This is a genomic window from Streptomyces reniochalinae (genome assembly GCF_003323735.1).
Classification (GTDB): domain Bacteria; phylum Actinomycetota; class Actinomycetes; order Streptomycetales; family Streptomycetaceae; genus Streptomyces; species Streptomyces reniochalinae.
Genome location: NZ_QOIM01000036.1, coordinates 1 through 12,492 on the forward strand (window position 1 = coordinate 1; position 12,492 = coordinate 12,492).

Consider the following 12,492-nt stretch of genomic DNA (forward strand, 5'->3'; position numbering starts at 1 on the left):
TCGTGCTTGTCCATGATGGCCTTGGCCTCACGGATCCAGCCGTCCAGGTTGTCGGGGTAGGACTTGCCCTTCTCGGCCTTCTTCTCGCCGGCCTTGTCGGCCTTCTTGTCGGCCTTGTCGGTCTTCTTGTCGGCCTTGTCGTCCTTGTCGGCGGCCTTGGTGGCGTGGGCCGCGGGCTTGGCCTGGGGCGCGGTGGCGGCGTGGGCGGTGCCGCCCAGTGCGGTGGTGGCGATACCGGCGGCGCCCAGGAGGGTCAGGCCGGTGGTCAGCTTGGTGTTGCGCAGAGCAGTACGCATGCGAGCGGGATGCCTTTCGAGGGGGGACACATCCGGCCGCGTCTTCGGGCGTGTGCCCGGTCTCGTCGCGACCTGGGCCCACCCTGCGGACCGGCTCCCCGCCCCGACAACTATGTGACGTACTATCCCGCTTCGTCCGCTTCACCGGCCGCCGTGCGCCACTCCACCCCACCCTCCCGGCCCCGGCCCCTCGGACATCCGAAGGCGCTTCGTATGTGACCTGGCCCCTATGGGTGCCCTCACAATCCAACGGCTTCTGCGGTGAGTTGATCGCACAGACGGTCCAGAAATCCCTCACCGTGGGTCACCGTTCCGCCCCCCGGTTCGCACGGGGGGACGCCGACGGCGGAACGGTGGGGACGACCGCTCTCGCGAAAGACCGCAATACGGGCTTTCAGTAAGGCGGTATGCTGAGCGTGCTCCACCTCATCCGCATGAACCGCCCCTCGCCGTACGCCAGTTCGGCCAGGGGGAAGCGCCCGGCTCCGGGCCGGGCATCGGATGAAGGGAGGGGCGCCGTGGACGGAGACACCCCCGGCGAACCGCAGAGGTTGAGACCGCTGACCCGCTACGAGCGGTGCAGCATCATCGTCCAGAGCCTCGAAGCGGTCGCCCTGGTGGCGCTCGCCGCGGTAGCGCAGTTCGCGCGGTAACCCCCCGCGCAGGTCCGGTTGAGACCACTCGCTGACATACAGCGAGCCCGGTCTACGAGAGATCGACCGGGCCCGCGAACTGCGACGAAGGCCCCTCGGATGCCGCCGGGGGGTCTCTTCGTGCCGGAGAGGCCCCTACTTGCGACCCCGCCGACTCTTAAGACTCTACACGGCGTTGCACATCCGCGTATCGGGATGTATTGAGGCTCCCCGCACCGCGAGGATGCCCTCTTCCCGGGAGTCTGGGGAAGAGGGCAGCTCGTGTGTCAGGGGAGGACGGTCAGTTCGCGGTCGGTGGTGTTCAGTCGTTCCCCGCCATCCTCGGTGCAGACCACGATGTCCTCGATGCGTGCGCCGTACCGGTCCTTGAGGTAGATGCCGGGCTCGACGGAGAAGGCCATGCCGGGTGCCAGCGGCTGCCGGCTGCCGGCGACGATGTAGGGCTCCTCGTGGCTCTCCAGGCCGATCCCGTGCCCCGTGCGGTGGATGAAGTGCGCGCCGAAGCCCGCCTGTGTGATCAGGTTCCGCCCGACGGCGTCCAGCTCCTCGGCGGTGAGGCCCGGACGCACGGCTTCGGTCTGTGCACGCTGCGCGCGCAGGAGCACGTCGTGGAGCCGGCGGAACTCCTCGGGCGGCTCGCCCACCACGTACACGCGGGTCGAGTCGGAGCAGTAACCCTCCGCAGTGGTGCCGCCGATGTCGACCACCACGGGATCACCGGGCCTGATCACCCGGTCGGACAGCTCGTGGTGCGGGCTGGCGCTGTGCGGTCCCGAGCCGACGATGACGAAGTCGACCCGGGCATGGCCCTCGGCGGCGATCGCGGTCGCGATGTCCCGGCCGACCTCGCGTTCGGTACGCCCGGCTCGCAGCCATTCCCCCATGCGGGTGTGCACGCGGTCGATGGCCGCCCCTGCGCGCCGCAGCGCCGCGACCTCACGCGGTGTCTTCCGCGTCCTCAGCACGCCCAGCACGGTGCCGGCCAGCTCCTGCTCCGCTCGGGGCAGGGCGGCTCGGAAGGCGAGCGTCTTCTCGGCCCACATGTGGTTGTCGACGCCAACGCGCTCGGCCGAGGCGGGCAGCCGGGAGGCGATGACGGCGTAGGGGTCCTCGGTCTCCTGCCAGGCGAGGATCTCCACGCCCAGCGCCCCGGCGGGTGAGGCCTGCGCGGCCGGCTCCTCCAGGGCGGGCACCAGCAGGAAGGGCCGGCCCTCGGCCGGGAGGACCAGGCAGGTCAGCCGCTCCAGTTGCATGGCGTCGTAACCGGTCAGATACCGCAGGTCGGCTCCGGGGGAGATCAGCAGGGCGTCCAGCCCCGCCTCCGAGGCGGCGGTACGGACGCGATCGAGGCGGTCGGCCGGATAGAGGTCCTGGTCGGACTCGGTCGTGGTGTCGGTCCGGTGGTGCATCACTTCTCCCAGGGGTTGGGCGGGCCGCAGCGGCCGGAGACGCATGCCGTCGTCCCGGAACGCGGCGCCCCGGCGCCTAGAGGGTGGGATCGAGGCCGCGCACGCGTGCGCGGGTGGTACCCCAGCCAGTCGGCGCCCAAAGCGCGAGCCGTCCCGGGCAGGGCCGGGGCGTCGGTGCGTGAGCGCGTCGCCCACTCGCCCGACACCTCTACCGGGCGCCGGTCGGGCCCCTGCACGCCCGCCGTGTCGCCTCGTGACACCCCTGACACGACGGGACGCGGAAGACAGCGGTCATGCCGCGCATGCTCGCAGGGTGCCGTGGCCCGTACAACCGGATTCCCCGCGCGGGTACGTCCGCGTCTCCCCGCCCCAGCTCCCGTCCCCGGCGCGGGGCCGAGCGCCCAGGTGCTCCCGGACTGATGAGCACGGCCTCCGGCCTGGCCCGGGTCCGACCGGACCCCGGGCCGGGCCGGGACCCCGGGCCCGGCCCGGCCCCTGGTTCCGGTCACATGAAGCGTGCGGGGTCGCCCGCCCCCTGCCGTACGATCTCGGGAGCCTCGCCGGAGAAGTCCACCACCGTGGTGGGCTCGGTGCCGCAGTCACCGGAGTCGACCACGGCGTCCACCACATGGTCGAGCCGCTCCTTGATCTCCCAGCCCTGGGTCATCGGCTCCTCCTCGTCGGGCAGCAGGAGGGTGCTGGAGAGCAGCGGCTCACCGAGTTCGGCCAGCAGCGTCTGAGTGACCACGTGGTCGGGGATGCGGACTCCGACCGTCTTCTTCTTCGGGTGGAGCAGCTTGCGCGGCACTTCCTTCGTGGCGGGGAGGATGAAGGTGTAGCGGCCGGGTGTCGCCGCCTTGACCGCGCGGAACACGTCGTTGTCGACATGGACGAACTGGCCCAGCTGCGCGAAGTTCTGGCACATGAGCGTGAAGTGATGGCGTTCGTCGAGATTGCGGATGGACCGGATGCGGGTCATGCCGTCGCGGCTGCCCAGCTGGCATCCCAGAGCGAAACAGGAGTCCGTCGGGTACGCGATGAGCGCGCCCGCCCGGATACTGTCGGTCACCGTGCGGACGGTGCGTGGCTGCGGGTTGTCGGGATGCACGTCGAAGTACTTCGCCATCTGTCGAGCCTATGCGCACCGGCGCCTCGTCTCCCACGGCAGGTGCCGTGTGTGCCCGCCCACACCGGAAGGCCGGTTCCGGTGTGGGCGGGCAGGCCGGGACCCCGGTCAACCGGTGTCGGCCGGCGCGTCGGGTCCGCCGCCGCGTCGGACGGCGGGCTTCACTCCGCGGCCAGTGCAGGGATGATGCCACCGGCGAGGACGAGGGAGCGCTGGCGCGGGGAGAGGCGGTGGCGTACCGCGTACTCCTGGTCGCGGGTCTGGTTGCGCAGGCGCAGCACGGGTTCGGCGTCGGGGGCGAGTGCGGCGCGCAGGCCGGACAGGTGGAGTGTGTCGCCCTCGCGGACGCGTTCGTAGTCGCCGCCGTCCTCGAACTCCAGCGGCAGGACACCGAAGTTGACGAGGTTCTGCCAGTGGATGCGGGCGAAGGAGCGTGCCACCACGGCCCGCAGCCCCAGGTACCTGGGTGTGATGGCGGCGTGCTCGCGCGAGGAGCCCTGTCCGTAGTTCTCGCCGCCGACGACGAGGTAGAAGCCGTCGTGTTCCCGCGCCCGGCGCGGATGCTCGGGGTCGAGCCGGGTGAAGGTGAACTCGGCGAGTTGGGGGATGTTCGACCGGTAGGGCAGCGCCTTCGCCCCGGCGGGGGAGATCTCGTCGGTGGAGACGTTGTCCGCGGTCTTGAGCAGTACGGGGGCCGTCAGGGTGTCGGGGAGGGGGTCGAGGTCGGGCAGCGCGGAGATGTTCGGGCCCCGTTGCAGCTCCACCGTCAGGGCCTCCTGCTCGGGCAGCGGGGGCTCCAGCATGCCGGTGTTGACGGAAGCGTGCTCGGGCAGGCGGAGCGAGGGCGGAGCGGTCCCGGTTTCCGCGGCCCAGTCGCGGGGATCGGTGAGGGTCCCGGTCAGGGCGGAGGCCGCCGCCGTCTCGGGTGAGCACAGCCACACGGAGTCCTCCTCCGTGCCGGAGCGGCCGGGGAAGTTGCGGGGCATGGTCCGCAGCGAGTTGCGGCCCGCGGCCGGGGCCTGGCCCATGCCGATGCAGCCCAGGCAGCCACTCTGGTGCAGCCGTGCGCCCGCCGCGATCAGGTCGAACGTGCCGCCGGAGCGGGTGAGGTCCTGGAGGATCTCGCGGGAGGTGGGGTTGATGTCGAGGCTGACGCCGTCCGCGGTGCGCCGGTCCTTGACCATGGCCGCCGCGACCGCGAAGTCCCGCAGCCCGGGGTTGGCGGAGGAGCCGATGACGCACTGGGAGACCGGCTCGCCCGCCACCTGGCGCACGGGCACCACGTCGCCGGGCGAGGAGGGCTGTGCGACCAGCGGCTCCAGTGCCGACAGGTCGATCTCCTCGTCGAGGTCGTAGGTGGCGTCGGGCGCGGCGCTGATCTTTGTGAAGTCCGCCTCCCGGCCCTCGGCGCGCAGGAAGTCGCGTACGGCGTCGTCGGACGGGAAGACCGTGGCGGTCGCGCCCAGCTCCGCGCCCATGTTGGCGATGACGTGGCGGTCCATGGCCGTCAGCGAGGCCAGGCCAGGACCGTGGTACTCGATGATCCGGTTCACGCCGCCCTTGACGCCGTGTCGCCGCAGCATCTCCAGGATCACGTCCTTGGCGCTCACCCAGGGCGGCAGCTCGCCGGTCAGCCGTACGCCCCAGATCTGCGGCATGCGGACGTAGAGGGGCCGCCCGGCAATCGCCAGCGCCACCTCGAGACCGCCCACGCCGACCGCCAGCATGCCCAGCGAACCCGCCGCACACGTGTGCGAGTCCGATCCGGCCAGAGTCTTCCCAGGGACGCCGAAGCGCTGCATGTGAGTGGGGTGCGAGACCCCGTTGCCGGGCTTGGAGTACCACAGGCCGAAGCGGTTGGCGGCGGAGCGCAGAAAGGCGTGGTCCTCGGCGTTGCGCTCGTCGGCCTGGAGAATGTTGTGGTCGACGTACTGGACGCTGACCTCGGTCCGGGCCCGGTCGAGGCCCAGCGCCTCCAGCTCCTGCATCACCAGGGTGCCCGTGGCGTCCTGGGTCAGCGTCTGGTCGACCCGCAACCCGATCTCCTCGCCGACCTCGGCCTTCCCCTCGACGAGGTGGGTGTCGACGAGACGCTGCGCGACGGTGCCGTGTGCCGGCATGGCGTCCCCTCCTTTGCTCTCGGGTGCGCGCGGCCCGGCGGCGGCCGGCCGATGCCGAGTACCCCGCGCACGCCGTACCCACGCGCTCGATCACCCCTGGGCGTACACACCGTGACAATGGGCAGCTCTGTGTGATCAAACCTTCCGGTGTCTCGTCCGGTTGCCGCGGCACTGGGCCGGTGGCGGGGGTGCACGAAGCGCGGCCTGTGGCGGGCCACGTCGCCGGCACGAAAATCATGGTCCGCCCCCTGTCGCACGGGGCGGCCCGTTCCTAAGCTCTGTCCGCAGCCATCCGATGTATCGAACCTTGTAGGTGCGCCAGCACCGACTGACGGAAGGCGACGGCGCCCGTGATCCGTCCACACACCTTCTCCGGTCACTCCGACTCCAACGGCTGGATGTGGCACCCGGCAGGCAACGCCTGGCTGTGCAACTCCCTGTACGAGCACTACCAGTACACCGGGGACACGAAGCACCTCGAGAAGACCTACCCGCTGCTCAAGGGGGCGTGCGAGTTCTGGGAGGCGCGGCTCGTCGAGGTGACGGTGACCGACCCCGGCACGGGGCGGGAGCGCCGGGTCCTCGTCGACGACCACGACTGGTCACCCGAGCACGGTCCCCAGGACGCGCGCGGCATCACCTACGCGCAGGAGCTGCTCTGGCAGCTGTTCGGCAACTACGGCGCCGCGGCGGACGAACTCGGCAGGGACGCCTCGTTCGCCCGCGCCGTCGCAGGTCTGCGCTCCCGGCTCCACCTGCCGGGCGTCAGCTCCACCACCGGGTGGCTGAAGGAGTGGATGTCCGAGGAGAACCTGGGGGAGAAGGAGCACCGCCATCTCTCCCCGCTGGTGGGTCTCTTCCCCGGCGACAGGATCACCGTCGAGGACTCACCCGCCGACGTGCTCGACGGGGTCTTCGGTGTTCCAGATCGACGCCAACTTCGGTACGCCGGTGGCGATGATCGAGATGCTCGCCCCGTCACGCCCCGGGCGCATCGACCTCTGCCGGTGCTGCCGGACGCGTGGGCGAAGGCGGGGCGTGTCACCGGCATCGGGCTGCGCGGCGGGCTGCGGCTCGATCTGGCGTGGGCCGAGGGCGCTTTCACCGAGGCGACTCTCCGCGGTGCGGCGGGAACCCGGGTGACGGTGGTGGCGGAGGGCCGGCGAAGGGAGGTGGCCCTTCCGGACGGCGGGGTCGTCACCCTGCGGCCCTGAGCGCGGACCGGGAGGGGAGGAGGCCACCGGTGCGCGCCGCTCCGTGAAGTACAGCCCGCACGCCCAGCACACGAGCCCTGCAAGCCCCGCGCGCACCGCGCACACCGCGGTATCGAGTGGCGCGAAAAGAGATCCGATGTTTCCTTGCGCGGCTCGGTCGCCGGGAATAGTGTCGACTAGGTCGTTCAGTCATCCGATCTCTGAGGCGTTGGATGCTCCGTCGACGCAACGGTGGCGCCGCCGCGGGGCAGGCTGCGAAAGGAACCCAGTTGTCCGCAGACGTTGCACGGATCATCGCGATGGACACCTACGACGTCCGTTTCCCGACCTCCAGACAGCTGGACGGTTCGGACGCGATGAACCCGGACCCCGACTACTCCGCCGCGTACGTCGTCCTGCGCACCGACGCCGGCGAGGGGCTCGACGGTCACGGTTTCACCTTCACGATCGGACGGGGCAACGACGTGCAGGTCGCTGCCGTCGAGGCGCTGCGCGGGCACGTGGTCGGACGGCCGGTCGCCGAGCTGTGCGCGGACCCGGCGTCGCTGAGCAGAGCCCTGACCGGGGACAGCCAACTGCGCTGGCTCGGTCCCGAGAAGGGCGTCATGCACATGGCTGTCGGCGCGGTCGTCAACGCGGCCTGGGACCTCGCGGCCAGGCAGGCGGGCAAGCCCCTGTGGAAGCTGCTGGCCGACGCCGAGCCCGCGTGGCTGGTCTCCCAGATCGACTTCCGCTACCTGACCGACGCGCTGACCGAACAGGAGGCGCTCGACCTGCTGCGCCGTGCCCGCACGGGCCGCGAGGCCAGGGAGGAGGAGCTGCACCGCAAGGGCTACCCGGCCTACACCACCTCGCCGGGCTGGCTCGGATATCCGGACGAGAAGCTCGCCCGGCTCGCCGAGGAAGCCATGGCGGCGGGCTTCCGGCAGATCAAGCTGAAGGTGGGCGCCGACCTCCAGGACGACATCCGGCGCTGCCGCACCGCCCGCGAGGTCGTCGGGCCGGGCTTCCGCATGGCCATCGACGCCAACCAGCGCTGGGACGTGTCCGAGGCCGTCGCCTGGACGAGTCGGCTGGCCGAGTTCGACCCGTACTGGATCGAGGAGCCGACCAGCCCCGACGACGTGCTCGGGCACGCCGCGATCCGGCGCGCGGTGGCACCGGTCAAGGTCGCCACAGGCGAGCACGCGCACAACCGGGTGGTCTTCAAGCAGCTGCTCCAGGCGGACGCGATCGACGTGCTGCAACTCGACGCCGCCCGGGTCGGCGGGGTCAACGAGAACCTGGCGATCCTGCTGCTGGCCGCGAAGTTCGGCGTGCCGGTGTGCCCGCACGCGGGCGGTGTCGGCCTGTGCGAACTGGTGCAGCACCTGTCGATGTTCGACTTCGTGGCGGTGTCGGGCACGACCGAGGACCGGGTCATCGAGTACGTCGACCACCTGCACGAGCACTTCCTCGACCCGGTCGTGATCCGGGACGGGCACTACGCCGCACCGCTCGCCCCGGGCTACTCCGCCACCATGAGCCCGGAGTCGATCGCCGCCTACACCTATCCATACGGCCGCTTCTGGGCCGCCGACCTCACCCGGCGCGGCGACGGCCAGGGCGCCACCGACCCCGCGGAGGCCCAGGCATGACCACGCACGAACTCACCGGACTGCGCGCCGTCGTCACCGGCGGCGCCTCGGGAATCGGCCAGGCCACCGCCCGGCGGCTGGCCGACGGCGGCGCCGAGGTCGCCGTCCTCGATCTGGAGCCCTCGGGGGTGGAGGCGCCGCTGCACGGCATCAATGCCGACGTCGCGGACGACGCTTCCGTCAGGTCGGCCGTCCAGCGCGCTGCCGACCTGCTCGGAGGCATCGACATCCTGGTCAACAACGCGGGCATCGGCGCCGCGGGCACGGTCGCGGACAACCCCGACACCGAGTGGCAGCGGGTGCTCGACGTCAACGTCGTCGGCATCGCGCGCACCACGCGTGCCGCCCTGCCCCACCTGCGGCGCTCACCGTGTGCCGCGATCGTCAACACCTGCTCCATCGCGGCCACCGCCGGGCTGCCGCAGCGCGCCCTGTACTCGGCCAGCAAGGGCGCGGTGCACGCGCTGACGCTGGCCATGGCGGCCGACCACGTCCGCGAGGGCATCAGGGTCAACTGCGTCAACCCCGGAACGGTCGACACGCCCTGGGTGGGCCGGCTGCTGGCGGCGGCCGACGACCCCGAGGCCGAGCGGCGGGCGCTCGAGGCCCGCCAGCCGCACGGCCGCCTGGTCGCCGCCGAGGAGGTCGCCGCCGCCATCGTCCACCTGGCGGGGCCCGGCGCCGGATCGGTGACCGGTACGGCACTCGCGGTGGACGGCGGCATGTCGGGGCTGCGCCTGCGGCCGGCCGGCACATGAGCGGCGTACTGCCGCGGGCCGCGCTCGGTGCGAGCACGGCCCGGGTGACACGGCTCGCCTTCGGCGCCGCCTGCCTCGGGAACCTGTACGAGGCGGTGAGCGAGGAGCAGGCGCTGGCCACGGTGGACGCCGCCTGGGAAGAGGGGCTGCGCACCTTCGACGTGGCGCCGCACTACGGGCTCGGTCTGGCCGAACGGCGGCTGGGCGCGGCGCTGCGCGGGCGCCCGAGGGACCACTTCACCGTCTCCACAAAGGTCGGACGACTCCTCGAACCGGTCAGCGGTGCGCAGGGCGACGATATGGCCCACGGGTTCGCCGTCCCGGCCGGCCTGCGCAGGGTGTGGGACTTCAGCGCGGACGGAGTCCGCCGCAGCCTGGAGACCAGCCTCGAACGACTCGGACTCGACCGGGTGGACATCGTCTACCTCCACGACCCTGACGACCACGAGCGGGAAGCCCTCGACCAGGCCTACCCCGCGTTGGAACGCCTCAGGGGCGAGGGCGTCGTCAAGGCGATCGGTGTCGGCATGAACTCCACCGCGATGCCCGCCAGGTTCGTCCGCGACACCGACATCGACGCCGTCCTGCTCGCCGGCCGCTACACCCTGCTCGACCGCAGCGGTCTCGCGGACCTGCTGCCCGCCGCCCACGAGCGGGGCACCTCGGTGGTGGCCGGGGGCGTCTTCAACTCCGGAGTGCTCGCCGACCCGCGGCCCGAGGCGACCTACGACTACCGGCCCGCCCCCCGGCAACTGCTGGAGCGGGCGCAGGGCCTGGGGCGGATCTGCGCGGAGTACGGGGTGCCGCTGCGCGCCGCCGCCGCTCGCTTTCCGCTGGGCCACCCCGCCGTCGCCGCTGTGCTGCTGGGTCTGCGGACCCCGGCCGAGGTACGGGACGCGGCCGCCCAGTTCCGGCGGCCGTTCCCCGGCGGCCTGTGGGACGCGCTCGCCTCCTCAGGACTGCTCGGCCACACCGGACACCGAAGGGTGACGTCATGAGGGTTGCTCTGCACACGCGCGTGCGCGCGGAGCGCATCGCCGAGTACGAGGCGGCGCACCGGGAGGTGCCCGCCGAACTGACCGCCGCCATCCGGGCGGCAGGCTGCACGTCCTGGACGATCTGGCGCGGTGGCACGGACCTGTTCCACCTCATCGAGTGCGAGGACTACGCGCGGCTGCTCGCCGAGCTGGAGAACCTTCCGGTCAACGTCGGCTGGCAGGCGCGGATGGCCGAACTCCTCGACGTGGTGCACGACTACTCCGCCCAAGGAGCGGACGCCGGACTGCCGGTGGTGTGGCAGCTGCCCGAGCCCCGGAAAGAAGCCGTCCCCGGAACCTGCGGCAAGTCGCTCGAAGAGATCGAGCACCTCTGACTCACCGACCCGCCCCCGGCCGCCCGCGCCTGAGGCGGGGCCCCGCACCCTGACACCCTGGGTACTCCCACGAGAGGCCCGAGCCCTGTGACGAGGAGGGAGGCGCGCAGCATGCACATCGTCGACGCGCACCACCATGTGTGGGACTTGAACGTGCGCGACCAGCCCTGGATCAGCGGCCCCGCCATGGCACCGCTGCGCCGGTCCTTTCCCGCCGCCGAGTTCGCGCACGAGGCCCGTGCCGCCTCGGTGAGGGCGAGCGTCCTGGTGCAGACCGTCACCGAGGCGCAAGAGACACCCGAACTCCTCGCACTCGCGGCCGACAGCGACCTGATCGCCGCCGTGGTCGGCTGGACGGACCTGACCGCTCCGGGCGTGGGAGAGGAACTGTCCAGGTTGCGTGGGCTGCCCGGCGGGGAGTCCCTGCGCGGCATCCGCCATCAGGTGCAGGGCGAGCCCGACCCCGAGTGGCTGGTGCGCCCCGACGTCCTGCGCGGGCTGCGCGCCGTGGCGGCGCGGGGACTCGCCTACGACCTCGTCGTCCTGCCGCACCAGCTGCCGGCGGCGGCACGGGCGGCGGCCGCCGTTCCCGAACTGACCTTCGTCCTCGACCATCTGGGCAAGCCGCCGCTGGCCACGGGGGTGACGGAGGCATGGGAGGCCGGGCTGCGGGGCCTGGCCGCGCTGCCCAACACCGTGGCCAAGCTCTCGGGCCTGGTCACCGAAGCCGACTGGGAGACCTGGTCGGTCGACCAGCTCCGCGGCTGCGTGGACGCGGCCCTCGACGCCTTCGGCCCGGAGCGCGTGATGTTCGGTTCCGACTGGCCCGTGTGCACACTGGCCGCCCGCTACGCGGACGTCATGGCGACGACCCGCACGCTCACCGCCGCGCTGGGGCCGAGCGAACAGACCCAGGTGTGGTCGGGGACGGCAGCGCGCACCTACGGCCTGGGCACCCCTCCGTCAGCGGGGTGACGCGCGGGCGCGGTCAGCGGTCCCGGACGTCCTCCACCGCCTCCCTGACGTCCGGGTCCTCGGCCAGGCCGTCGAGGAGCGCGGCGACCCCCGGGGCCGACCAGGGGGAGACCACCCACACCAGGTCCCCACCCTGGGGGCCGCGCCGCGGCGGACCGGCGTCAGCGTGCCACCGGTGGCCAGTTGCGGACCGCCTTGGGCCGCGGCGGGGCGTACGTCCGCACCTTGGACGTCGACAGGCCGAGGCCGACGAGGGACTCGGCGATCTTCACGGCCGCGGTCACCCCGTCCACGACGGGCACCCCGGTTCGTTCGACGACGCGTTCGGCCAGTTGCGACATGCCGCCGCAGCCCAGGCAGATCACCTCCGCACGGTCGTCCTCCACCGCCCGGGCGGCCTGCTCGGCGATGGCGTCGACGGCGGCCTTCTCGTCCCGCTCCAGGGCGAGTACGGGCAGACCGCTGGCGCGCACGGAGGCGCACCGTGAGTCGAGCCCGGCCGCGCGGAGGCGCTCCTCGATCAGGGGCACCGTACGGTCCAGGCTGGTGACGACGGAGTAGGTGCGGCCCAGGAACTGGGCGGTGCTCGCGGCGGCCTCGGTGATGTCGACGACGGGGACGTCGAGCAGTTCCTGGAGCCCTTCGCGTCCGTGCTCCCCGTAACCGGCCTGGATCACCGCGTCGAACGGTCCCTGGTAGGCGCGGACGGTCTCCATCACGGCGAGCGCGGCGAGGTAGCTCTCGTAGTTGCCCTCGACGGACTCGGCGCCGAAGGAGGGGGTCAGGGGCACGATTTCGGTACCGGGCGACGCGGCCCCCACCGCCTGCCGCCCGATCGCGTCGGTGAGGGACCGCGTGGTGTTGACGTTCACGACGAGGATGCGCATGGTCCGGCCTTCTGCTGGTGGTTGGCGCGTGCGAGGGGTGGCGCG

9 protein-coding genes and 3 pseudogenes are annotated in these 12,492 nt (G+C 72.1%); 7 read left to right on the top strand and 5 right to left on the bottom strand.

Annotated features, from left to right (window positions below; translation table 11 throughout):
• Positions 1 to 296: pseudogene (locus DQ392_RS16155) on the bottom strand (transglycosylase SLT domain-containing protein); the annotation flags it as partial.
• 518 nt (positions 297 to 814) lie between these two features.
• On the opposite strand from DQ392_RS16155, the gene DQ392_RS35845 reads away from it, so the two are divergent.
• Entirely contained in the window at positions 815 to 949 is a 135-nt protein-coding gene (locus tag DQ392_RS35845; protein ID WP_281272997.1) for a hypothetical protein, read from the top strand.
• 266 nt (positions 950 to 1,215) lie between these two features.
• Here the strand turns inward: DQ392_RS35845 and DQ392_RS16160 are convergent, their stop codons facing one another.
• The 3 genes from DQ392_RS16160 to DQ392_RS16170 all read right to left on the bottom strand — a co-directional run bounded on the left by DQ392_RS16160 (position 1,216) and on the right by DQ392_RS16170 (position 5,604).
• A complete protein-coding gene (locus DQ392_RS16160) occupies positions 1,216 to 2,358 on the bottom strand; it encodes a M24 family metallopeptidase (protein ID WP_114016330.1) in 1,143 nt (380 codons plus the stop codon).
• A 505-nt stretch (positions 2,359 to 2,863) separates the two neighbouring features.
• Positions 2,864 to 3,484: an L-threonylcarbamoyladenylate synthase gene (locus tag DQ392_RS16165; RefSeq protein WP_114016331.1), complete on the bottom strand. Its 621-nt coding sequence runs from the start codon at positions 3,482 to 3,484 to the stop codon at positions 2,864 to 2,866.
• 161 nt (positions 3,485 to 3,645) lie between these two features.
• Positions 3,646 to 5,604: an aconitate hydratase gene (locus DQ392_RS16170; protein WP_114016332.1), complete on the bottom strand. Its 1,959-nt coding sequence runs from the start codon at positions 5,602 to 5,604 to the stop codon at positions 3,646 to 3,648.
• A gap of 392 nt (positions 5,605 to 5,996) precedes the next feature.
• On the opposite strand from DQ392_RS16170, the pseudogene DQ392_RS16175 reads away from it, so the two are divergent.
• From DQ392_RS16175 to DQ392_RS16200, 6 genes and pseudogenes are all read left to right on the top strand, one after another.
• Positions 5,997 to 6,818 (top strand): annotated as a pseudogene (locus tag DQ392_RS16175) (glycosyl hydrolase family 95 catalytic domain-containing protein); the annotation flags it as partial.
• A 269-nt stretch (positions 6,819 to 7,087) separates the two neighbouring features.
• Positions 7,088 to 8,455 (top strand): L-fuconate dehydratase, encoded by a 1,368-nt coding sequence (locus DQ392_RS16180; protein ID WP_114016333.1) that lies wholly within the window; start codon positions 7,088 to 7,090, stop codon positions 8,453 to 8,455.
• Positions 8,452 to 9,213, top strand: coding sequence for an SDR family NAD(P)-dependent oxidoreductase (locus DQ392_RS16185; protein WP_114016334.1), 762 nt, complete (start codon positions 8,452 to 8,454; stop codon positions 9,211 to 9,213). The genes DQ392_RS16180 and DQ392_RS16185 overlap by 4 nt, the downstream gene beginning before the upstream one ends.
• Positions 9,210 to 10,211, top strand: coding sequence for an aldo/keto reductase (locus DQ392_RS16190; protein WP_181856452.1), 1,002 nt, complete (start codon positions 9,210 to 9,212; stop codon positions 10,209 to 10,211). The genes DQ392_RS16185 and DQ392_RS16190 overlap by 4 nt, the downstream gene beginning before the upstream one ends.
• Positions 10,208 to 10,519, top strand: a pseudogene (locus tag DQ392_RS16195) (L-rhamnose mutarotase); the annotation flags it as partial. The gene DQ392_RS16190 and the pseudogene DQ392_RS16195, both read left to right, overlap by 4 nt.
• 177 nt (positions 10,520 to 10,696) lie before the next feature.
• Positions 10,697 to 11,560 (top strand): amidohydrolase family protein, encoded by an 864-nt coding sequence (locus tag DQ392_RS16200; protein WP_114016336.1) that lies wholly within the window; start codon positions 10,697 to 10,699, stop codon positions 11,558 to 11,560.
• Positions 11,561 to 11,721: 161 nt separating this feature from the next.
• Here DQ392_RS16200 and DQ392_RS16210 read toward each other — a convergent pair whose 3' ends face one another.
• Entirely contained in the window at positions 11,722 to 12,447 is a 726-nt protein-coding gene (locus DQ392_RS16210; protein WP_114016337.1) for an aspartate/glutamate racemase family protein, read from the bottom strand.
• Between the last annotated feature and the right edge of the window lie 45 nt (positions 12,448 to 12,492).